The sequence below is a fragment of the Streptomyces sp. NPDC048291 genome (assembly GCF_043201715.1).
GTDB lineage: Bacteria > Actinomycetota > Actinomycetes > Streptomycetales > Streptomycetaceae > Streptomyces.
The window spans coordinates 550,661-573,080 of the sequence record NZ_JBICZC010000003.1; the positions used below are offsets into that span (position 1 = coordinate 550,661).

Below are 22,420 nucleotides of genomic sequence, written 5' to 3' on the forward strand. Positions count from 1 at the left end.
CTTCTCGCTCGACTTCCCCAGCGGAGACCACCATGGAACTTCCGGCGTCCAGCGCCCAGCAACGGATGTACTACCTGGAGGCGGCGGCCGGTCCCTCGGCCGTCCACCACCTGCCGGTGGCCCGCCTGATCAGCGGTGACCTGCGGCCGGACGAACTGGCCGCCGCCGCGCAGCGCCTGGTGGACCGTCACGAGGCGCTGCGGACCCGGTTCGCCCTCCGGGACGGACGGCTCACCCAGGTCGTGGACGAGGGCGCGGCCGTCGACTGGCGGTACGACGAACCGCCGGGGACCGCGCGGGAGTCCCTCCCGGACGACGCGGTGCGCCGGTGGACGGACACCGAGCGCGACCGCCCCTTCGACCTGGCGGCCGGTCCCCTGTTCCGGGTCCGGCTGCTGCGCACGGGCCCCCGGCGGTGGCGGCTCCTGCTGTGCATGCACCACATCATCAGCGACGGCTGGTCGGTGGGTCTGCTGCTGGAGGAACTGTTCGCCGCGCAGGCGCCGCCCGCGGTGCCGTACCGCGTGTTCACCGCCGACCAGGACATGTTCCTGACAGGAGCCGAGGCCGATCGGGAGCGGACGTACTGGCGGGACAGGCTGGGCGACGGGCCGCCGCCGCTCGCCTTTCCACCGCCCCTGACGCGGGGCGCGCCTAGCGGAAGCCACGTGTTCGCCCCGCCCGCCGAGGTGATCGAGCGGCTGCGCGTGCTCGCCGCCGCGTCGGACACCACCCTGTTCGGGGTACTGCTGACCGCCTACGCGATCCTGCTCGGCCGGTACACCGGGGTCGACGACGTGGTGATCGGCACGGTCGTGGCCGGACGGACCGACGCGCGCTTCGACCGGACGGTGGGGCTGCTGGCCAACACCGTCGCCCTGCGGGCCGACGTCGGCACGGACCGCGATTTCCGCGCCTTGAGCGTCGCGGTGCGCGACGAGCTGTTCGCCGCGCTGGGGCACCAGCGGCTGCCGTTCGACGAGGTCGTGGCGGCCGTCCGCCCGGAGCGGGGCGTGGACGGTGCCCCGCTGGTGCGGGCCGCGTTCACCCTGCGGTACAGCGAGCCGCCCAGCACCCCGCGGCCCGGACTGCGTGTCGAGGAGGTCGACGTACCCGTCACGGAGGCCAAGTTCCCGCTGCTCCTGGACGTCCTGGACGAGGGACGAGGGGTGCGCTGCACCCTGGAGTATCGGGGCGACACCCTGGACGAGGCGACGGCACGGCAGTTCGCCGAGCACTACGCGCGGCTGCTGCGGAAGGTCGCGGAGCACCCCGACGTCCCCCTGTCCCGGGTGGAGGTCGTGCCGGCGCCCGCCGCGCCCGCCCGGGACGAGCCCGTGGTGACGCGGTGCGCCCACGAGGTGTTCGCCGAGCAGGCCGCCCGGCGTCCGGAGGCGGTCGCCGTCGTCGCGGGCGACCGCGCGCTGACGTACGGCGAGTTGGAGAGGCGGGCGAACCGGCTGGCGCACCGGCTGCGCGCGCACGGGGTGGGTCCGGGGACGCCGGTGGGTGTGCACGTGTCGCGGTCCGTCGAACTGGTCGTGGGACTGCTGGGGGTGCTCAAGGCGGGCGGTGCGTACCTGCCGCTGGACCCGGCCCACCCGCCGGCCCGCCTGCGGCACCTGGCGGCCGACACGGGCCTCCGCGTCCTCGTCACCGACAGCGCTCTGCCCGGATTCGCCGGACGGAGCGTCGACGTGACCGACCCCTCGCTCGCCCGGCACCCGGACACCGCGCCGGACACCGGGGTGACCCCGGACGATCTCGCCTACGTCATCCACACGTCCGGGTCGACGGGCACCCCCAAGGGCACCCTGGTGCCCCACCGCAACATCGTGCGGCTGTTCTCCGCGACCGACCGGTGGTTCGGATTCGGCGAGGACGACGTGTGGTCGCTGTTCCACAGCCACGCCTTCGACTACTCGGTGTGGGAGCTGTGGGGTGCGCTGCTGCACGGCGGGCGGCTGGTCGTCGTGGACCCGGACACCACCCGGTCGCCCGAACGCCTCCACGCGCTGCTCCGCCGCGAGCGGGTCACCGTGTTCAGCCAGACGCCGTCCGCTTTCGCGCAGTTCATCCGGTACGACGCGGACGCGCCGCGCGGACTGGCGCTGCGCCGTGTGGTCCTGGGCGGGGAGGCGCTCGACCCGGCCGTGCTGCGCGGCTGGTTCGCCCGGCACGGCGACGACAGCCCCCGGGTGATGAACATGTACGGCATCACGGAGACCACCGTGCACGCCACGTGCCGCCGGATGACCGCGGCCGACCTGCCACGTCCCGGCAGCCCCATCGGGGTCACCCTGCCGGACCTGCGCGCCCATGTCCTGGACCACCGGGGCCGCCCGGTGCCGCGCGGCGTCGTCGGCGAACTGTGGCTGGAGGGCGCCGGACTGGCCGACGGCTACCTCGGTCTGCCGGGGCCGACCGCGGAGCGGTTCGTGGCGGGGCCGGGGGGCCGCAGGTACCGCACCGGCGATCTGGTGCGGACGCTGCCCGACGGGGAGCTGGAGTACCACGGGCGGATCGACGACCAGGTCAAGATCCGCGGGTTCCGGGTCGAACCGGGCGAGGTGCGGGCGGCGCTCGCGGCACTGGACGGGGTACGGGAGGCGTACGTCGCGCACCGCGACGGCCGGCTCGTCGGGTACGTCGTGCCCGGCTCCTCCGCCGACGCCCGCGCCCGGGTCCGCTCCGACGTCCTGCGGCGCCGACTGCGCGAGCGGCTCCCCGACCATCTCGTCCCGGCCCATCTGGTGGTGCTCGACCGGTTGCCGCTGAACGCCAACGGGAAGGTCGACCGGTCCGCGCTGCCCAGTCCCGTGGAGCAGGCCGTGGGCCCCCACGTGGAACCCGCGACCGAGGCCGAGGCGACGCTCGCCGCGATCTGGCGCGACGTGCTGGAGCGGCCCGTGGTCGGCGTGGACGACAACTACTTCGCGCTGGGCGGGGATTCCCTGCGCACCGTCCGGATCGTCTCCCGCGCCCGGGACACGGGGCTGCACATCGACGTGGCCGACCTGCTGCGGCATCAGACGGTCCGCGAGCTGGCGGCCGTCGCCGTCTGCGCGCCACCGACCGCACCGGACCCGCACGAGCCGTTCGCCCTGCTCCCCGCCGAGGACCGGGCCCGGATCGGCGCCGGGATCACGGACGCCTATCCGATGACCCGGCTCCAGGCCGGGATGTTCTTCCACAGCGAGCGCTCGGGGCTCTACCACAACGTCAAGGCGTGCACCCTGCGCGGCGGGTTCGACGCGGACGCCTGGCGGGAGGCCGTCGCGGGCCTGACGGAGAGCCACGAACTGCTGCGCACCTCGTTCGAGCCGACCGGGTTCACCGAGCCCGTCCAACTCGTCCACGCGCGCGTCCCGGTGCCGTTGACCGTGGAGGACCTGCGCGGCCTGCCCGACCGGCAGGAGCGCTCGGCGACGCGGTTCGAGGCCGAACGCACCACCCCGTTCGAGCCATCGAGGCCGCCCCTGATCCGCTTCCACCTCCAGCGGCTCACCGACGACCTGACCCGGCTGTTCGTCACCGAGCACCACGCCGTCATGGACGGCTGGAGCGAACGCTCCCTCCTCGTGGAACTCCTCGCCCGGTACGCCCGGACCGGCGTACGCCCGCCGCCCGCCGCCCGGTTCCGCTCCTACGTCGCCCTGGAGCGGGCCGCGCTCGACGACCCGGCGCCGCGGGACTTCTGGAGCCGGGAGCTGGCGGGCATGACGCTGACGGAACTGCCCGGCCGGCGTTCCGCCCGCGGCGGGACCACGATGCGCTACCTGGAGCGGCCCGTGACCGCGGACCTCTCCCAGGGGGTCACCCGCCTCGCGCGCGGCCTCGGCGTGCCGGTGCGCACCGTGCTCCTCGCGGCCCATCTGCGGGTCATGGCCCTGCTGTCGGGCACGGACGACGTGGTCACCGGCACGGTCTGCCCGGGCCGGGTTCCGGAGCCCGACGGCGACCGGACCATCGGACTGTTCGTCAACACCCTCCCGCTGCGCCTGGCCATGACCGGCGGGAGCTGGACGGATCTCGTCCGGGCCGCCGGCGAGGCCGATCTGCGGATCCAGCGGCACGTCCACTACCCGATGGCGGAGATCATGCGGGTGACCGGACGGCCGGCCCTGTTCACCACGTTCTTCAACTTCACCCACTTCCACGTCGAGCGTGAACTGCCGCCCGGCGCGCCCGAGATCGTGGCGGAGGAGGGGTCAGCCGACGCGGACATACCGTTCGGCGCGGAGTTCTCGCTGGACAGCGCCGACGACGCACTGCGCCTCGGGCTCCGGTGGGACGCGGACCGCTTCACCGAGGACCGGATCGCCCTCGCCCACGGCTACTACACGGCGGCCCTGCGCGCCATGACCGGGCGGCCCGACTCCCCGTACGCCGACGCCGTCCTGCTGTCGCAGCCGGAACGCTCCCCCGGCCGGCGCCAGGTCGAGGCGGACGCTCGGCGGAGCGGACCCACCCTGCTGCACACGCTCTTCACGGAACAGGCCCGGCGCACCCCCGACCTGGCCGCGTTGCGGCATGACGGACACGTCCTGACCTACCGGGAACTCGCGGCCCGTTCGGACCGGCTGGCCGCCGCGCTGGTACGCCGGGGCTGCGGTCCGGGGCGGTTCGTGGGGCTGGTGCTCCAGCGGTCCGCGCTCCAGGCGGTCGCCTTCCTCGCCGTGCTCAAGGCGGGCGCCGCCCATGTCCCGCTGGATCCGCGCGACCCGCCCCTGCGACGGGCCGCGCTCGCCGAACGGGCGGGTCTGCACCTGACGTTGACGGAGGCGGACGTTCGCGCCCTGGAGGCGGAGGCGGACGTTCGGACCCCGGAGGCGGAGGCGGACGTTCGGACCCCGGAGGCGGAGGCCGAGGTGTACGGGGAGGCCGGGCCCAGCGGTACCCCGGTGACGCTGCCGGCGGTGTCCGCGGACGATCCCGCCTACCTCATCCACACCTCCGGCTCGACCGGCGAGCCCAAGGGGGTCGTCGTGCCCCACCGAGCCGTGTGCAACCTGCTGCTGTGGCTGCGGGAGACCTTCGCGCTGTCGCCCGGGGAACGGGTGCTGCACCAGTCGTCGTGCACGTTCGACGTCGCGGTGATGGAGCTGTTCTGGCCGCTGACGTCGGGCGGCACAGTGGTTGTGGCCGGACCGGAGGCGCCCCGCACCCCCGGCGCCCTGTCCCGGCTCGTGCGCGCGGAACGGATCGCCGCCGCGTTCTTCGTGCCGTCCGCGCTCGACGCGTTCCTCGACGACCCCGACGCGGCCGTCGGCACGGGCCTGACCCGCGTGCTGTGCACCGGGGAAGTCCTCCCACGCCCGCTCCAGGACCGTTTCCTGGCCGCCCTGCCGGACACCGCGCTGTTCAACCTCTACGGTCCGACCGAGGCCGCGGTGGAGGTCACCTGGTGGCGCTGCGTCCCCGGAGGCGGGGACGGCGTGCCCATCGGCCACCCGGTCGACGGCGTCGGTCTGCACGTCCTGGACCGGCACGGCCGGGAAGTGCCCTTCGGGGTACCGGGCGAACTCCACATCGCGGGCACCCAGCTCGCGCTCGGCTATCACCGCGACGCAGAGGCGACCGCGCGCTCCTTCCCGCGGATCGAACTGCCCGACGGCACCACGCGCCGGGTCTACCGGACCGGGGACCTGGTACGCCGGCTGCCCGGCGGCGAACTGGAGTTCGTGGGCCGCGCCGACCGGCAGGTCAAGATCCGAGGCTTCCGGGTGGAGCCGGGCGAGACGGAGGTGGCCCTGACCCGGCACCCCGCGGTGCGCCACTGCGCGGTCACGGCCGACGGTGACCGCCTGGTCGCGTACGTGACCTGGTCGTCCGGCGAGGGGCCACGGGCGGCGGACGCCGTGACCGGAGGGGCACCCGTGACCGAGGGGGCGCCGGTCGAGCCCGGCGAGCTGATCCGCTTCGCCCGGACGCTGCTGCCCGAGCACCAGGTTCCCTCGGTGGTCGTACCGCTGGACCGGATGCCCCTGACCCGGCACGGCAAGCTGGACCATGCCGCGCTGCCCCGGCCCGACGCGGACCGCGCCACGTGGACGGCGCCCAGGACTCCCACCGAGGCACGGGTGGCCGCCGTCTGGGAGCGGGCCCTGCGCCGTGGCCCGGTCGGGGCGCACGACGACTTCCTCATGGCGGGCGGGCACTCGCTGGCGGCCCTGCGGCTGATCGGCCTGCTCCAGGAGGAGTTCGGTGAGCGCCTGCCGGTCGGCACGGTTCTGAACCACTCGACCCCGGCGCTCCAGGCCGCGCTGCTGGACGGCCGGACCGGTGAGCGCGATCCCCTGTTCACGGTGCATCCGGTCGGTGGGACCATCCTGTGCTACCGCGAACTGGCCGCCTCGGGAGTCCCGGTCCACGCGCTCGGCATGTCCCGCGCGCTGGGGTCCGTGGAGGAGGTGGCGCAGGTCCACCTGGCGGAGATCCTGCGGGTCCGTCCCAACGGCCCTTACCGGCTGGCCGGCTGGTCCTTCGGGGGTGTGGTCGCCTTCGAACTGGCGGCCCGACTGCGCGCCAGGGGCGAGAAGGTGTCGCTGCTGGCGATCCTCGACAGCGCCTACCCGGGCGCGCGCCCGCCCTCGGAGGACGAGCTGCGCGAACGCCATCTGCGCGAGGCGCCCGACGCCGACTTCGCGGTCTTCCGGGCACACCTGCGGGCGCTGAGCCGGTACCGGCCGCCCCGGTACGACGGCGCGCTGCTCTTCCACCGCAGCCGGGACGTCTCCGACGCGGACGTACGGCGCTGGCGGGACCGTGTGGCGGGCGACTTCGAACTGCGGGAGGTCGACACCGACCACCAGGGCCTGGTGCGGCATCCGCAAGTCCTCGCGGACCTGGGTGAGGAGACGAGCCGCTCATGAACCCGCCCCTGCGCCGTTCCGCCTTCGGACACCTGTGGGCCGCGCAGACCGCCTCTCAGTTCGGCGCGAACGTCACCGTCGTGGCGCTCCCCCTCGTCGGGGCGGTGACCCTGCGCGCCGACGCGCTGGAGCTGGGGCTGCTGAGCGCTGCCGGGACCCTGCCGCACCTGCTGGTCAGTCCGTTCGCGGGGGTCTGGGTGGACCGCCACTCCCGGCGGCGCCTGCTCATCGGCGCCGATCTCGTCCGTGCCGCGCTGCTGCTCGCGGTGCCCGTCGCGGCGGTGTGCCAGATGCTCTCGCTGCCCCTGCTGGCGGTGCTGGCCCTGCTGATCGGCGCTCAGGGGGCGGTGTCCGACGTCGGATACAGCGCCTGCCTGCCCACCCTGGTCGACCCCGAGGACCTGGCCCGCGCCAACGCCCGGTTCGAGCTGACGGCGTCGGGGGCGACCATCGTGGGAAGTTCGGTCGGCGGCGTGGCGGTCCAGCTGCTCACCGGCCCGTGGGCGCTGCTGTGCAACGCGGCGGTATACGTGGTGTCCGCGCTGTTCACCCGCCGGCTTCCCGAGACGGAGCGTGCGCGACGGCCGGAGGCGCCAGGGCAGGAGAACGGTGCGGCGCGGGAAGCGGACGGGGCCCGGACGGCCCTGCGGGAGGAGATGCGGATCGGCGCGGCCTTCGTCCTGCGCAGCCGCCCGCTGCGAGCCGTGACCCTCGCGACCACCGTCTTCAACCTGTTCCTGTTCGTGAGCGAACCGCCGCTGCTCGTGTTCCTCACCCACAGCCTGACTCTCCCGGCGTCCTGGATCGGCACGGTGTACGCGGCCTCCGGTGCCGGTGCCTGCGCGGGCGCGCTGGTGGCGGGCGGCGTGGCGCGACGGCTGGGGACGACGCGGACGCTGTTCGCGACGCTGGCCCTCGCCGGGGCCGCCGGCCTCGCGGTACCGGCCGCGGTCCACGCGCCCGCCCTGGCGGTGCCCGTTCTGGTGGCGGGCTCCCACTTCGTGACGAGCGCCCTCGTCATCGTCTTCAACGTCACGCAGCGCACCCTGCGCACCACGTTGACCCCGGAGGAGCTGTACGGCCGGGTCAACGCCTCGATCCGCACGGTCGTCCTGGGCGTGGCACCGCTGGGCGGACTGGCCGGCGGCTGGCTCGGCCACCGCGCCGGGGCCCCGACGGCACTGCTCGTCGGGGCCGTCGGGATGGCGGGGGCCTGTCTCCTTCTGCTGCCGCTGCGCACCGCGCTGCCAAGGCACACCGCAGTCCGGACGGCCGGGGCCGCCGGACGGTGAACCAGGCGTCGCGCCACGGGCCGGGTCCGGCGGAGTCCGCGGCGATCGCCTCCGTTCCCCGGGCCGTGGCACATCCCCCGCCCTCACCGAGAGCTCAGGCTGCGGACCGCCGGGCGGCGGGGCCGCGGCGCCGGGCGCCGTCGGGCCTGGGCCGGTTGCCGGTCGGGGTCGCGCGGCCCTCCGTCGGCCGGGGCCCGGTCCGGGGCGGGAGCTGCGTCTGCGCGGGGGTCGGGCGGGACGTGGCCGACTCCTGGACCGCGAAGCTGCGGACCAGTTCGGGCAGGGCGTAGCCGCCGGGCTGCGGAAGGGACTGCAACAGGCAGGCGTCGACGAGTCCTTCGAGGGCGTCCTCCGCCTCGGCGGCGCTGACGCCCGCCAGCCGGGCGGCGGTCCGTTCGTCGATGCTGCCGGACGGTGCCGCGCGCAGGGCGAGCAGCATGCGTTGCTGGGCGGGGCTCAGTCCGCGGTAGCACTGGCCGATCCCGGTGGCCACACTGCGGTCGGCGAGGGTGAGTTCGCGCAGCCTCAGGTCGTGGCGGCGCAGCCGCCGGACGGCCTGGGCGAGGCTCCAGGCGCGACGGCTGTTGAGCCGGGCGCCCATGATCCGCAGCGCGAGCGGGAGCCGCCCGCAGACGGCCGCCAGGTCGCGGGCCTCGCCGGCGTCGCCGATCCGGTGCGTGCCGATGATGCTGCCGAGCAGGCCGACGGCTTCCTCCTCGGACAGCGGGCCCAGCTGGATCGGGACGGCACCGTCGAGATTGCCGATGACGGTGCGACTGGTCACCACGACGAGACAGCCGCCGGTGCCGGGCAGCAGCGGGCGCACGGTCGCGGTGTCCACCACTCCGTCGAGGATCATCAGCACCCGCCGTCCGGCCACGGCCCGCCGCCAGGCGATCAACCGTGCGTCGAGGTCGTCGGGAACGTCTCCGGCGGGTGTGCCCAGGGTGAGCAGCAGGTGCCGCAGTGCCTCCGCCAGGGTCGGGGGGCCGCTGTGCGGGGTGAGGCCCTGGAGGTCCAGGTGGAGCCGTCCGTCGGGAAAGGCGGCGGACAGGCGGTGGGCGGCGTGCACGGCGAGGGCGGTCTTGCCGACCCCGGGCATGCCGGTGAGGGTCACGATGGTGGGGGCCCGGTCGGTGACGGCGGCGCCGAGGGCGAGGAGGGCGTCCAGTTCCCGGCGGCGTCCGGTGAAGTCCTTGAGGTCGTAGGGCAGGCTGCCGTGATCCTGTCCCCGGTCGGCGGCCGTCGCCACGGTCGCCTCTGCGGGTGGTGAGACGCTTCCCGTGGTGCCGTCCACGGTCCACGCGGAGGCGGGCAGGAGGGCGGGGGCGGAGGCGGGATCGCAGTCGGGCTCGTCCTCGGACCGGGGCGCAGTTCCGGGTACAGGGCGAGGGCCGGCTTCGGGTCCAGGTCCAGCTTCGGGTTCGGGTTCGGGTTCGGGAAGCATGAGGCCCGGATCGTCCCTGAGGATGCGCTCCTGGAGGCGGCTGAGCCCGGTGCCGGGCTCGATGCCCAGCTCCACCAGTTCCGCCCGGCCCTGGGCCATCACCTGCAGAGCGTCCGCGCGTCGGCCGATCCGGTAGAGCGCCAGCATGAGCCGCTCCCGCAGCCCCTCGTGCAGAGGATGGGCGTTGACCAGGGAATACAGGTCGGGCACCAGCGCCCGCGCCTCCCCGTTCAGCAGCCGCAGGTCAACCAGCCGCTCGGTGGCGATGAGGCGTCGTTCGTCGAGGTCCCGGCCGCCCGACCCGACGACGGCGCCGCTCAGTCCGCTCAGCGCACGGCCGCGCCACAGTTTCAGGGCGCCGGAGAGATGCTCGACGGCCTCTTCGGCGCGGCCCTCGGTGACGGCGGCACCGGCGCGGCCCAGCAGGGTCTCGAAGGTACGGGCGTCGAGCTGGCCCTGGCTCAGCACGAGCCGGTAGCCCGGCGCTTCGGTGAGGATGCGCACCGAGTCGGGCAGCCTGCGGCGCAGGTTCCAGATCATCTTGCGCACCTGGTTGCCCGCCGTGTACGGCGCTTCCTCGTCCCAGACCGCACGGATCAGCCGGTTCACGGGAACGACCCGGTCCGCGTGGATCAGCAGCGTCGCGAGGACGTGACGCTGTCTCACGCCGCCCGGGTTGACCCGTCGGTCCCCGTCCCACACCTCCAGGGGGCCGAGCACCTTGAACACCGGTCCGTGCGCGGCCTCGTGGTCTGGCTTCGGGAGTTCGTGCTGGGGCATGGGCGTCTCCGGCTTCTGGTACGTCCCTGGCGTGCGTTGCCGTGGTGTGTACGGCTGTGCTGGCCCTCCACGATCACCGGGGCGGACGGCGCGGGCCATGCCGCACCCGCCTCACCGACCTGCACGGCAGCAAGGTAGCGGGGGTACGAAAAGCCTCGTCCCGTCACAAGTGCCGCTTCACGGACGGAGTTTCGGCGTGCGGAACCCTCCCCTCGCCTCCTCCGTACGGGGTGCGGTGACAGGGCGTCAGGATGCACCCGAGGTTCTCTTCCGGTTCCGGCGGCTCCCCCGCCCCGGGCTGCCCGCGCGGCCCGCCGCCGATCCCATCACGCCCCTTCCCGGCCGATCCCCCAGTTCCGGGCGCCGTCCCGCCTCCCCCTTGCCACCCATCCGCGCCGGGCACCGATCCGGAACGGTCACGGAACGTATTGACTCGCATCCGTTCAGTGTCTAGCGTCCCGCCGACGGTGCCTGGCGCACCACGAATGGCACACAGCGGAAGGGTGGTTCGGCGTCATGGGCGACCGGGTCGACGTCTGGGTCGAGAAGAGCATCGCCGACCATCCCGAGAGGATCGCCGTCACCGACTCCTCCCGGGATGTCACGTACGGCGAACTGGGCACGGCTGCCGAAACGGTACGGCAGATGCTGGTGGACGCGGGCGTCCGGCCCGGCGAGCTCGTGGGGATGCGCATGCCGCGCGGATGGCGGGTCTACGCCGCGGTGCTGGGCATCTGGCGGCACGGCTGCGGCTACGTGCCGGTGGACCCCTCCTATCCGCGACCGCGCCAGGACTTCGTACTCGCCGACGCCGGGGCCCGCACGGTGGTCGAGCCCGGTCCCGACGAGGGATTCACCCTGAGCACCCCTCCGGCGGCGGACTCGCCGGCATCGCCCGCACCGGACGGTACCGCCTACGTCATCCACACCTCGGGCTCCACGGGCCGCCCGAAGGGTGTGGTGATGTCCCACAGGAGTCTGGCGGCCTTCCTCCGCGGCTTCGTGTCGTCCCTCGGCCTCGGCGCCGACGAGGTCTGGGCCCAGTCCACGTCCCCCTGTTTCGACGTGAGTCTGGCCGAGTCATGGGCTCCGCTGGTCACCGGCGCCCGGCTGCTGGCGGTGCCGGAGCAGGCGCTGCGGGACCCACGTCGCCTCGCCTCCCTGCTGGCCGAGGCGGGCGCGACGGTCCTGAGCCAGGTGCCGACCGTCTTCCGCTATCTGCTCGACGCCGCCGAGCGGACCGGCACCTCCTTCCCCGCACTGCGCCGCGTTCTGCTCGCGGGCGAGCCGGTGGAACCGACGGTGGTCTCCCGCTGGGCCGATCTGGGGCTCTCCCCCGGCGCGACCTACCACAATCTGTACGGCCCGACGGAGGGCACGGTGTACGCGACCTGGCAGGAGCTGACCCCGCGCACGCTGGCGCGGCGGGACGCCCCGGGCACCCCGATCGGCAGCGCCCTCCCGCACGTCGACGTCGAACTGAGGGCCGACGGGCGCCCGGTGGCCGACGGGGAGACCGGGGAGATCCTTCTCGCCGGGGGGATCGCGGACGGCTATCTGGGGCGCCCCGAGCTGACCGAGCGGGCGTTCGTCCGCGATGCCGACGGCCGGACCTGGTACCGGACCGGTGATCTCGCCGTCCGGGACGACGACGGCACCCTGCGCTGCCTCGGCCGGGCCGACGGTCAGGTCAAGGTGCGCGGTATGCGGGTCGAGCTGGGAGAGATCGAGAGCCGTCTCCTCGCATGCCCCGGGGTGGCCTCCGGCGCCGTGGTCGTGGTGCCCAGTCCGCGCGGGGAACCCATGCTGGTCGCGTGCTTCGTCCCCCGCGACGAAGCCGACGACACGCTCGCGGAGCGGTTGCCCGCCGAGCTGGCGGCGTTCCTGCCGACCCACATGGTGCCCGCCAGGTTCCTGCCGCTGCCCACGCTGCCTCTCACCCTCAGCGGCAAGCTGGACCGCGGCGAGCTGGAGAAGACCGCCGGCGCACGCCGCCCCCGCACCCGGTGACGTCGGGGCCTGACCCGGACCCGCTCGACCCCCTCGCCGGTCGCCGGTCGCCGGTCGCCGGTCGCCGGTCGCCGGTCGCCGGTCGCCGATCAAGACTGCCGCGACCCTCTGGGTCCACGTCTCCCGGCTCGAATCCTTTCGAACTACGCCTCTCCGCACAGGCTGTTCACACCCGTTTCCTCCACTTCGCTCTTTTCGCTACCCGTTCGTCTTTGCTGCCGGACAGTTTGGTGAGCACCTTCCCCCATGGTCAGCGAGTCGCGCACTGGAGAACCTTGAAGCAGCGGGGATCACAACCGGAAAACTCCGCACTTATCGCTACCAAACAGGAGCAACCGTGATAGTCAGCCGTCCCGTCACCACAGTGATCGCAGTCGCGCTGCTCGCCCTCGGCGCCATATCCGGCGCGCAGAGCTCAACCGTTCAGTCCGTGGTCGGCGTAGTAGTCGCCGGCGACAGCGGCTGGGGCAGTGTGGAACCTCCTGTCGCGCTGGACCACCTGCCCACGGCCAACCCGACGGACGACAGCGGCTGGGGCTGAGCCGGCCACGTGGAGCGCTCCACGTGGCCGGCAGGACCTTCCGCGCGGAGGTTCCCCGCACCACCCGAGAAAGGACCAATCCGCCCTTCCGCCGGGGGCGGACCGGCCCACGTCAGGGTTCTCCTGCGACGAGGAAAACGGAATGGACACACGTCGACCGCCGACGGCTGCCGAAGCTCTGACCTCACTGAGCGTGCGCGAGCGTGAGGTCCTGCGGCATCTCGCCGACGGCCTCACCTACACGTCCATCGCACGCCGAATGGACCTGAGCCCGCACACCGTCGACACCTATCTGCGCAGGATCCGGGAGAAGTCGGGGGCCCGGAGCCGGGTCGGTCTGCTGCGTCTCGCCATCGCCGTGGCCGAGGACCAGGACAGGGACCGGGGCCAGGAACCGGACTAGACGACAACCCCTCAGGCGTGGGGCGCAACCGCCCGGTGGGGCCGACGGTCACGTACAGAGACCGGCCGTCGGCCCCACCGGGCGGTCGTGTGACGCCGTCCCCTTCCCCCGTTCAGCCCCCTGTGTGGCGGAAACACGTGACTACATGTTTCGCGGCACGAACGCCACGATGCCTCTCACACCGCCGTCGGACGGCAGCGGGACATCTGGGTCCCGGAGGAAGCGAACAGACGAAGCCGACTCGACGGTGCCCACAAGCCCCTCACCAGGGATCGGGCCGACGCGAGATCGGAGAGTCAGAGCTGTGCCTGAGCCCAGACGGCTGGTGAAGCCGCTCGAGTCCTTTGTCCAGGAGTTGGCGCTGTGCGTCGCGACGAACGGGGACAGGGGACCGGCACTGCTGTGGCCCGAGGACTCCGAGACGTTACCGGAGCTGCTGCGCATCGCGCGGCTCGCCTATCACCAGGAGCGCTGGCCCTACGCCTCCGACGCGGCGCCGCCTCGGACCGACGAATGTCCGCAGGAGCCCGGGACCCCGGGAGAGGAGGCGGAGCCGCTGCTGCTGGCGTCGGCGCTCGGCGCGCTGCTGGAGCTCCGGGTCCGCCCGTCCTTCCGGTTCATGCACTCCATGTCGGTCGGCGAACAACAGGCGTCGAGCACGGTCGAGTACATCGTCACCGTGCTCGAAGGCGCGTGCCGATGCAGGCTCACCCGCACGGACGGCATCCCGGGCAGCACCGTGGATCTGCGCCTTCGCGCGGGCGGGACACTCTTCGTGCCCCGCGACCACGCCTACGCTCTGCTGGACGTCCACACGCCGACGGTCCTGCTGGAACTCCTCCTGGGCGAGACGGACTGAAGGGCTGACGGGCTGACGGGCTGACGGGCCATCAAGCTAGCCCCGCCGTCGGCCTGTTCGCGGGGCCGGACTACTCGTCCTGCGGGACGTCGGCGCTCTCGTCGTCCGGGTCGTCGCCCAGCAGCCCCCTGGTGGCCACCGCGAAACCGGCCTGGAATCGGCTCTCCGCCCCGAGGGTCTGCATGATGTCCGCGATGTGTTTCCGTGTGGTGCGCAGCGACATGCCGAGGCGCCGGGCGATCGTCTCGTCCTTCCGCCCGGTTGCGAGAAGCCTCAGGATGGTGCGGTCAAGGTCCTTGGCAACGGCTTCAAGTCCGTCGGTGGCCGCGTCGGAGAACGGCTGGGCCTCCGTCCACGCGTGCTCGAACAGCTCGCACAGGAAGTGCACGACCGACGGTTCACGGATGACGACCGCGCCCCACGTCCCCTTGTGGTCGGGCAGGAAGGCCAGTTCACGGTCGAACACGATCATCCGGCCGAAGAGCTGGTGGGCGGTGCGGTACTCGGCTCCGAGGGCGGTGGCCATGGCGACGTACGCCTGGCTGGGGCTGTTGAACCGCGCGGTGTGGTGGTAGAGGGTCCGGATCCGCACCCCGCGGGCGAGCATCTCGCCGTCCCTGGCCAGCGCGTCCTTGAGGACTTCGGGTGCCCGCGTGCCGCCCGGCTGGACGGTGATCATCTCCTCGCGGCACAGCTCGGCCGCCCGGTCCAGGGCGACCCGTACCTCGGTCAGAGCCGGGATGGTGTCGAGGGGCGCGGGGGTGGCACGCTGCGCCTCCTCGTAGTGCGAGGAGAGCTGGGTGAACTGGTCGCGGAAGGCGCGCAGCGAGATCTGCTGCTCGCGTATGACCCTCTCCAGCGGGGCGGTGGCCACGGCGGCGGCAAGATGCGGGTCGACCGCCCGCATCACCTGGTCGTCCTCCGCGTGGCGCTGGAGCAGGCCCACTTGGAGGAGAGCGTCGACGGCGCGCGTCACCGTGGCTTCGTCGAGCGCGAGTTCCGCGGCCATCCGGGAGAGGTCGAACTGCCGGCGCAGGGCGAGCCACCGGTAGACGGCCACCTCCTCGGCGCCGAGTCGGTCGCCCACACCGAAAGGCTGGCTCTTGGCCTCCTGCCTCAACGTCATCCCCTCTCCGTGACAAGTAACGCGGGAACGCGGGACACGCCGCCGAACGTCCCCCGGGCCGGTACGCGGCGCGGCGATGACGTGGTGAAGGGGAGATGACTCGGACAGCCCTCGGGGAATCGATTCGCCCGGCCCTGACCGGCGCGTTCCGGTACCGCGTGACCTCCGCGGCCTCTGTGTGGGCAGGAGGCATCTCGCGCCGAGCCGAACCGGCCGGCGACGGTCGTGGGTGGCAAGGCGTCTCCTCCGCCGGGGTCGAGAAGGTGTCGTGTGTTCATCGCATCCGTTCCCCAGGTCGGCCCGCGTGCACCAGACGGGCCGATAATCCGACGAGTGTTCACCGCGACGTCGGCGAGGACCCTCAGGCCCGGCACCGCACGATACGGCCGACCGCATGGGAGACATACGGGACGCTCCTCCAGCGCAGCCCGACCGGCCTCACAAGTCGCCAAACCCACCCCCGGACGACACACCGCCACCGGTCCTCACCGGCGGTCCTCGTGCCGCAACCAGTCCCTCGCTGGGCAGAGACAACCATAGCGTCCTGGTAGGCAAGGTGACATGACAATCGGAGCCGCTCGGCGCGCCGCGGCACGTGCGGGCCACCGCGCCCCGCCCTGCCGGGTCGACGTGGCGACCGACCGAAGTCAGCCGATCCGGGCGAGGCGGACGTGGCACGTCGGGGGATTCCACGAGCCGTGCACGGGGGGTGCGTCCGGAGCCGGGCCGGCCGGTCGCGGTCGGTCGCGGTCCCGCCCCGCCGATCGTGGATCTCCGGCAGATCGGAGGCGTCCGGCACTCGCCGGGGTCGTCGGGGGCGAAGTACGATCCGGCCAACGTGCGGGGCAAGCTGGGAGGACGGACCTTGGCGGGATTGACCGGCGGTGATCCGTCTCTGCTGCGAAGGATCAATTCCGCAGTGGTACTGCATGCGTTGCGGGCCACCGACTGCGCGACGCTCACCGAGGTCACCCGGGTGACCGGGCTGTCCCGGCCGACCGTCGAGGGAGTCGTCGAGGGGCTCATCGAGGCCGGACTGGTCGTCGAGACGGCGGCCGAGGAGGGCGCCGCCCGGCGACAGGGGCGGCCGGCCCGGCGGTTCCGGTTCCGGGCCGAGGCCGGGCATCTGCTGGGCCTCGAGATCGGCCCGCACCGCGTCGCCGCGCTCCTGGCCGACCTGGACGGCCGGATACTGGGGGCGCAGGCCAAGGAGGTCGACGAGACGGCCGACGCGGACGAGCGGCTGGAGCGGCTGCGCACCGCCGTCGCCGAGCTTCTGCGCCGGGCCGGGGTGGCGCGCAGTTCGCTGCGGGCCGTCGGGGTCGGCACCCCCGGCATCGTCGAGGCGGACGGCCGGGTGCGGCTGGGCACCGCGCTGCCCGAGTGGACGGGGCTGCGGCTCGGCGAACGGCTGAGCCGGTCCTTCAAGTGTCCGGTCCTGGTGGAGAACGACGCCAACGCGGCGGCCGTGGCCGAGCACTGGAAGGGCGCCGCCACCGAGTCCGACGACGTGGTGATGGTGATGGCCGGGCTGAGTCCGGGCGCCGGATCGCTGATCGGCGGGCGGCTGCACCGGGGGTACGGCGGGGCTGCCGGGGAGATCGGCGCGCTGCATCTGCTGGGCCGGGAGGTGACCCCGGAGACGCTGCTGTCCACCACCGACGAGCCGCTGCATCCGCTGGACGAGCAGGCCGTCGCCGAGGTGTTCGCGCTGGCCCGCAAGGGTGACGCGCGGGCGCGGGCGGCCGTCGACCGGTTCATCCAGCGGCTGGTGCACGACGTGGCCGCGCTGGTGCTGGCGCTGGACCCGGAACTGGTGGTGATCGGCGGCTGGGCGGCCGGGCTTGACGGCGTCCTGGAGCCACTGCGCCGGGAGCTCGCCCGTTACTGTCTGCGGCCGCCCCGGGTGGCTCTCTCGCTGCTCGGCGAGGCGGCGGTGGCGACGGGCGCGCTGCGGCTCGCCCTCGATCATGTGGAGGAACAGCTGTTCGCGGTGGACGGGACGGTCACCGCGCGCCGCTGAGCGGCCGAACAGACCGAGCGGCCGAGTCGGTGAACGCGTCGCGCCCCGGAGGAGATCCCCGGGGCGCGATCCGGCTCGGCGCGGCGGCTAGGAGGCCTGCTGCTCGGGGCCGTGGTGGATCTCCACGCCGCCGGTGTCGCCGAAGGTCAGCCGGCAGGTGTCCGCCCGGTAGGTGGCGACGGAGAGCGCGGCGGTGCGGCCGGCGGCGAGGAACCGGGTGGTGACGACCAGCACCGGGGCGCCGGGGAGACGGTCGAGTTCCTTGGCGTCGTCCGCGCGGGCCGAGCCGAGCTCCACGGCGCGGTCCTGGCCCTCCAGCTCCAGGTGCTGCAGCTCGCGCAGCACCGCACGCGCGCGGGGCGCTCCGGACGGCGCGTCGATCGCCGTCAGCTCCGGGACCGAGGCCGCCGGGATGTAGAGCAGCTCGGCGGCGACGGGCTGGCCGTGCGAGACACGGGAGCGGCGCACGATGTGCACGGGCTCCTCCGCACCGGTCTCCAGGGCGGCCGCGACGGCGGCGGGCGGCACCGCGAGGGTGCAGTCGGCGGGCTGCCAGGCGTCCCCGGTGGCGCCCGGCCAGGCGTGCTGGTCGGTGCCGACCGCCACGCCCATGCGCGGGGGCGCGACCGTCGTACCGACACCGCGGCGACGCTGCAGCCGGCCCTCCAGTTCGAGCTGTTCGAGAGCCTGGCGGAGGGTGGCGCGGGCCACGCCGAAGCGGGCGGCGAGGTCGCGCTCGTTGGGCAGGATCTCGCCGACCGAGAACTCCGAGTCCAGTGCCTCACTGAGCACGGTCTTGAGATGCCAGTACTTCGGTTCCGGCACCGATTCCAGCTGCGTGGTCCCCACCCTGTCCTCCGCAATCGCCGTGGTCCGGCGGCGTTTTAACGCCCTTGTTTATTAAAGGTTGTTTTACTTATCTGCGACCATAGGGCGGCGCAGACCCTTGGTCAAGACCAATCCTCGATCCCTTGGCCAACGCATAGAAAGCGGTGCCACAGAGCGTTCACGAGGCGTTCGCGCGGGTGCGTTTTCGTGACATGGCGGCACAGCTCCCGCCACCCCTCGGCAAGCGACCCGACCAGGGTGGCGTCCGACACGTTCCCGCACGTCAGAGCGGAATCGCGGTGTACCGGACACCGTCGGCCCAGAATGATCCGGGACCGCCGGGGTCCGGTGGCCCGCCCGCGGAGGTGGCCGCCGCGGTGCCTCCGGGAGGCGGGCGCGGTATCCCGATTTCAATCCGGAGCCATCCGGGGTGCGTTGACGGGGCGGACCGGCGCACGACACGCCCCACCGGGGACTACCCGCGAGTAGCAATTGCTGACAAGCTGTCTACGGCGTCCGCCGAAGTCGCCAGACGAGGAGCCCCCATGTCCGCCACCGTCTCCTTCAAAGCCCCGGCCGCGCTCGGCCGTCAGGATGTGACCGTCTCGTACGCGCGCGTGGGCCGCGGCGAACCGCTGGTCCTCATCCACGGCATAGGGCATCACCGGCAGGCCTGGGACCCCGTGGTGGACATCCTCGCGACCGAGCGGGACGTGATCGCCGTGGACCTGCCCGGCTTCGGCGCCTCCCCTGCCCTTCCGGCCGGCCTCGCCTACGACCTGCCGACCACCAACGCCGTGCTCGGTGCCCTGTTCGAGACCCTGGAGCTGGACCGGCCGCACGTGGCGGGCAACTCGCTCGGCGGGCTGCTGGCGCTGGAGCTGGGCCGCGAGAAGCTCGTACGGTCCGTGACCGCGCTCTCCCCCGCCGGGTTCTGGACCCAGGCCGAGCGGCGCTATGCCTTCGGTGTGCTCATCGCCATGCGGCGGATCGCGGAGCGGCTGCCGCTCCCGCTGATCGAGCGGCTGTCCCGGTCGGCCGCCGGGCGGGCCGCCCTGACCAGCACCATCTACGCCCGTCCGGCGCGCCGTTCACCCGAGGCCGTGGTCGCCGAGACGCTGGCCCTCGCCCGGGCCGGCGGATTCGCCGAGACCCTGCGGGCGGGTTCCGCCGTCCAGTTCACCGACGACGTCCCCGGCATCCCGGTCACCGTGGGCTGGGGCACCAGGGACATGCTGCTGGTGCGCCGCCAGGGGGTGCGGGCCAAGCAGATCATCCCCAAGGCCCGGCTGGTCCGGCTGCCCGGCTGCGGACACTGCCCGATGAACGACGACCCGGCGCTGGTCGCCCGCGTCGTCCTCGACGGCAGCCGCTGACGCACGGCCGGGCGCCGGTGCCGTGTTCGTGTCCACATCCGCGTCCATGTCCGCGTCCACGTCCACGTTCACGTCCGGGTTCACGTCCGCGTCCGCGGGCCCGCGCCGCCCCGCCGACGGCACCGTGCGGTGCGGGGCCGGGGCGGCCGAGGTACGACCGCCGTAGAGGCGGGTCGGAGCGCCGGCCACCGGCGACGGGCCCGCGGCTCGGCAGGCAGGGGCACCGCCCACCTGAGTCCGGCCGGCCTCAGTACCGTCGGCCTCAGTACCGTCGGCCTCAGTACCGTCGGCCTCAGTACGGTCAGCTTGAGTACGGTCAGCTTGAGTACGGTCAGCTTGAGTACGGTCGGCCCCCGACCGGAAGCCGGTGCCGGAGGGCCCCCCGCGGGGCCGCACGGCGGTCGTCGCCGACCGGTGGCCGGGCCGTCGCAGGGCGCCCGCGCCCAGGGCGACCCCGGCACCCACCAGGGCACCGCCGACGGCCTGCGCGGGACCGTAGGAACCCGTTCCGACGAGCGGGGCGGTGCAGACGGCGGTGAGCGGGACGAGGCCGGTGAAGAGCGTCGCGCGCTCCGTGCCGATCCGCTGCACGCCCATGTACCAGCACACGAAACCGACGACGGTGACGACGGCCGCCTGCCACAGCAGCGCGGCCGTCTCCGTGGCGCCGGGCCGGCGCAGCCACGCCCCACCGTCGAGCACGGCCCCGGTCACCGCCGCCTCGGCCGCGGCGAGTCCGCACACGGTGGCGGTCAGCAGCCGTGGTCCGAGCACCCGCAGCACCGGTCCCGCGAGGACCGCGAACCCGACCTCACCGGCCAGCGCGCACACCGAGAAGGCGAGACCGCGCACGTCCGTCCGCCCCCAGCCCTGGACCGCGAAGGCGCCGACCGCGACCAGCGACGCCCCGTACAGCACCCGGCGCCGGGGCCGACGGCCGGCGAGGAGCGGGACCAGGACCGCGACCACCACCGGTGCGCAGCCGACGAGGACGCCCGGGACCGCCGGTTCCGCGGTGCGCTCGGCGGCGAGGATCACGAGGTTGAAGCCGACCATCCCGACGGCGGCGAGCAGGGCCGCCCGCAGCCACCCGCGCGCCCCGAGCCCGCGCAGCCGCCCGGCCGCGCCCCGCCCGACGAACGGCACCAGCAGCAGGCAGGCCAGTCCGTAGCGGAGGAACTGGCCGCCCGCGTAGGGGTAGTGGCCCAGCACGCTGTTGGCGGTGAAGGAGGCGCCGACGAGCACGTAGGCGAGCGCGGTCAGCAGGGAGCCGCGCGTGGTGGTCGCGTTCATGAGGACGACGCTAGGAACCCGGGCGGCCCGGATTAAGGTCCACTTCCATGACGTCATCGGGGACCAATCCGGGCGGCCTGCCGGGCTCCGCCGCGTGGGAGCTGTTGCTGCCGGCCGCCTCGGCACCGGCACGCGCGCGTGGGCGTTTCCTCCAGGGCGCGCTGCGGGAGGCGATCCGAGCGGGGCGGCTCGCGCCCGGCACCCGGCTGCCGTCGAGCAGGGAGCTGGCCAAGGACCTCGGAGTGTCGCGGGGGCTGGTCACGGAGGCGTACGAGCAGCTGGCCGCGGAGGGCTACCTGCGCAGCGGACGGGGGGCCGGGACCTGGGTGGGCGGTGCCGTGCGGGCGGCGGCGCCACGCGCGCGTGACCTCGCGCCGCGCCCGCGCGGCGTGCGGGTGGACTTCGTGCCGGGGTCGCCGGACCTGTCCCTGTTCCCGCGCGCCGCCTGGGCCGGCGCCCAGCGCGAGGTGCTGGCGGAGCTGCCGCACCACGACCTCGGCTATCCGGACCCGCGCGGACTGCCCCGGCTGCGCTCGGCCCTCGCCGAGCTGCTGGCCCGGCGGCGGGGCGTGGTCGCCGACCCGGAGCGGATCGTGGTCGTCGCCGGAGTGGCGCAGGCGGCGGCCCTGCTCGGTTCCGTGCTGCACGCGCGCGGGCTGCGCGAGATCGGCGTGGAGGACCCCGGCAGCCCGCAGCACGACGGCCTGTACGCGGCGGCCGGGCTGCGCCCGGTACCGCTGCCCCTGGACGGCGAGGGCCTGGCACCCGGCCCGCTGCACGCGTCCGGCGTCCGCGCGGCGGTGACGACGCCCGCCCACCAGTACCCGACCGGGATCGCCTGCTCCCCCGGGCGCCGAGCCCAACTGCTGGAGTGGGCCCGCTCGGTGGACGGGCTGCTCCTGGAGGACGACTACGACGGCGACTTCCGCTACGACCGGGCCCCGGTCGGCGCCCTCCAGGGCCTCGATCCGGAACGGGTGGCGTACGCGGGGTCGGTCAGCAAGTCCCTCGCCCCCGGGCTGCGGCTGGGCTGGCTGCTGGTACCGGAGTTCCTTGCGGACGCCGTCGTCGACCGCAAGCGGACCATGGACCTGGGGCATCCTTCCGTCGACCAGGCGGTGTTCGCCCGGTTCCTGGAGCGGGGCGACTACGACCGGCAGCTGCGCCGCTGCCAGCGCGCCTACCGGGAGCGGCGGGACGTCCTGGTCGCCGCCCTGGCCGAGCACTTCCCGCACGCACGTGTGTCGGGGATCGCGGCCGGGCTGCACGCCATCGCCGAACTGCCCGAGCGGTACGGGCCGGAGAGCCGTTTCGTGCGGCAGGCGGCGGCAGCCGGAGTCGCCGTGCGTCCGCTGAGCGCGTGCGCACACGCGCGGGGCGACGAGTCCGCCGTACGGCTGGTGCTGGGGTACGCGCATCTGCCGGCGGCGCGGATCCGGGAGGGCGTGCGGCTGATGGCGGCGGCACTCGACGGGTGACCGCGGCACGACCGGCTCCGGGGCGACGACGCGCCGGTCGGGCCGGGACGGCCACGGGACGGCCGCCGGGCGGACGACGGCCGCCCCAC

12 protein-coding genes and 1 pseudogene are annotated in these 22,420 nt (G+C 73.9%); 9 read left to right on the plus strand and 4 right to left on the minus strand.

Annotation, left to right across the window (positions count from 1 at the left end):
* The first annotated feature begins 32 nt into the window (after positions 1-32).
* Together ACGF5O_RS10020 and ACGF5O_RS10025 are read left to right on the plus strand one after the other, a co-directional pair.
* Positions 33-6,875, plus strand: coding sequence for an amino acid adenylation domain-containing protein (locus ACGF5O_RS10020; protein ID WP_393809414.1), 6,843 nt, complete (start codon positions 33-35; stop codon positions 6,873-6,875).
* On the plus strand, positions 6,872-8,167 hold the full coding sequence (locus ACGF5O_RS10025) for an MFS transporter (RefSeq protein WP_393809415.1): 1,296 nt from the start codon (positions 6,872-6,874) through the stop codon (positions 8,165-8,167). Before ACGF5O_RS10020 ends, ACGF5O_RS10025 begins: the two co-directional genes overlap by 4 nt.
* A gap of 94 nt (positions 8,168-8,261) precedes the next feature.
* On the opposite strand, the gene ACGF5O_RS10030 is transcribed toward ACGF5O_RS10025, so the two are convergent.
* Complete coding sequence (locus tag ACGF5O_RS10030) at positions 8,262-10,394, minus strand: BTAD domain-containing putative transcriptional regulator (protein ID WP_393809416.1); 2,133 nt, start codon at positions 10,392-10,394, stop codon at positions 8,262-8,264.
* Positions 10,395-10,910: 516 nt separating this feature from the next.
* Here ACGF5O_RS10030 and ACGF5O_RS10035 point away from each other — a divergent pair.
* From ACGF5O_RS10035 to ACGF5O_RS10050, 4 genes are all read left to right on the plus strand, one after another.
* On the plus strand, positions 10,911-12,404 hold the full coding sequence (locus ACGF5O_RS10035) for an amino acid adenylation domain-containing protein (RefSeq protein ID WP_393809417.1): 1,494 nt from the start codon (positions 10,911-10,913) through the stop codon (positions 12,402-12,404).
* Positions 12,405-12,741: 337 nt separating this feature from the next.
* Entirely contained in the window at positions 12,742-12,945 is a 204-nt protein-coding gene (locus tag ACGF5O_RS10040; protein ID WP_393809418.1) for a hypothetical protein, read from the plus strand.
* A 142-nt stretch (positions 12,946-13,087) separates the two neighbouring features.
* Positions 13,088-13,348, plus strand: coding sequence for a response regulator transcription factor (locus ACGF5O_RS10045; RefSeq protein WP_393809419.1), 261 nt, complete (start codon positions 13,088-13,090; stop codon positions 13,346-13,348).
* Positions 13,349-13,652: 304 nt separating this feature from the next.
* On the plus strand, positions 13,653-14,207 hold the full coding sequence (locus ACGF5O_RS10050; protein ID WP_393809420.1) for a hypothetical protein: 555 nt from the start codon (positions 13,653-13,655) through the stop codon (positions 14,205-14,207).
* Between the two features lie 70 nt (positions 14,208-14,277).
* On the opposite strand, the gene ACGF5O_RS10055 is transcribed toward ACGF5O_RS10050, so the two are convergent.
* Positions 14,278-15,333 (minus strand): LuxR C-terminal-related transcriptional regulator, encoded by a 1,056-nt coding sequence (locus ACGF5O_RS10055; protein ID WP_393809421.1) that lies wholly within the window; start codon positions 15,331-15,333, stop codon positions 14,278-14,280.
* Positions 15,334-16,198: 865 nt separating this feature from the next.
* Between ACGF5O_RS10055 and ACGF5O_RS10060 the strand changes: the two genes are divergently transcribed.
* Entirely contained in the window at positions 16,199-17,356 is a 1,158-nt protein-coding gene (locus ACGF5O_RS10060; RefSeq protein ID WP_393809422.1) for an ROK family transcriptional regulator, read from the plus strand.
* Positions 17,357-17,443: 87 nt separating this feature from the next.
* Here the strand turns inward: ACGF5O_RS10060 and ACGF5O_RS10065 are convergent, their stop codons facing one another.
* The gene (locus ACGF5O_RS10065) at positions 17,444-18,205 is read right to left on the minus strand and encodes a GntR family transcriptional regulator (protein WP_393809423.1); all 762 of its coding nucleotides are present in this window, start codon (positions 18,203-18,205) and stop codon (positions 17,444-17,446) included.
* A gap of 524 nt (positions 18,206-18,729) precedes the next feature.
* On the opposite strand from ACGF5O_RS10065, the gene ACGF5O_RS10070 reads away from it, so the two are divergent.
* A complete protein-coding gene (locus tag ACGF5O_RS10070; RefSeq protein ID WP_393809424.1) occupies positions 18,730-19,560 on the plus strand; it encodes an alpha/beta fold hydrolase in 831 nt (276 codons plus the stop codon).
* Between the two features lie 405 nt (positions 19,561-19,965).
* On the opposite strand, the pseudogene ACGF5O_RS10075 reads toward ACGF5O_RS10070, so the two are convergent.
* Positions 19,966-20,853: pseudogene (locus ACGF5O_RS10075) on the minus strand (DMT family transporter); the annotation flags it as partial.
* A 47-nt stretch (positions 20,854-20,900) separates the two neighbouring features.
* On the opposite strand from ACGF5O_RS10075, the gene ACGF5O_RS10080 reads away from it, so the two are divergent.
* Positions 20,901-22,331, plus strand: a complete 1,431-nt coding sequence (locus tag ACGF5O_RS10080) for a PLP-dependent aminotransferase family protein (protein ID WP_393809425.1) — start codon at positions 20,901-20,903, stop codon at positions 22,329-22,331.
* Positions 22,332-22,420: the final 89 nt, after the last annotated feature.

What these genes read in the sequence shown, in the direction of transcription:
- ACGF5O_RS10020 (WP_393809414.1), top strand. Translation starts at nt 33, where the DNA reads ATGGAACTTCCGGCGTCCAGCGCCCAGCAACGGATGTACTACCTGGAG.
- ACGF5O_RS10025 (WP_393809415.1), top strand. Translation starts at nt 6,872, where the DNA reads ATGAACCCGCCCCTGCGCCGTTCCGCCTTCGGACACCTGTGGGCCGCG.
- ACGF5O_RS10030 (WP_393809416.1), bottom strand. Translation starts at nt 10,394, where the DNA reads ATGCCCCAGCACGAACTCCCGAAGCCAGACCACGAGGCCGCGCACGGA.
- ACGF5O_RS10035 (WP_393809417.1), top strand. Translation starts at nt 10,911, where the DNA reads ATGGGCGACCGGGTCGACGTCTGGGTCGAGAAGAGCATCGCCGACCAT.
- ACGF5O_RS10045 (WP_393809419.1), top strand. Translation starts at nt 13,088, where the DNA reads ATGGACACACGTCGACCGCCGACGGCTGCCGAAGCTCTGACCTCACTG.
- ACGF5O_RS10055 (WP_393809421.1), bottom strand. Translation starts at nt 15,333, where the DNA reads ATGACGTTGAGGCAGGAGGCCAAGAGCCAGCCTTTCGGTGTGGGCGAC.
- ACGF5O_RS10070 (WP_393809424.1), top strand. Translation starts at nt 18,730, where the DNA reads ATGTCCGCCACCGTCTCCTTCAAAGCCCCGGCCGCGCTCGGCCGTCAG.
- ACGF5O_RS10080 (WP_393809425.1), top strand. Translation starts at nt 20,901, where the DNA reads ATGACGTCATCGGGGACCAATCCGGGCGGCCTGCCGGGCTCCGCCGCG.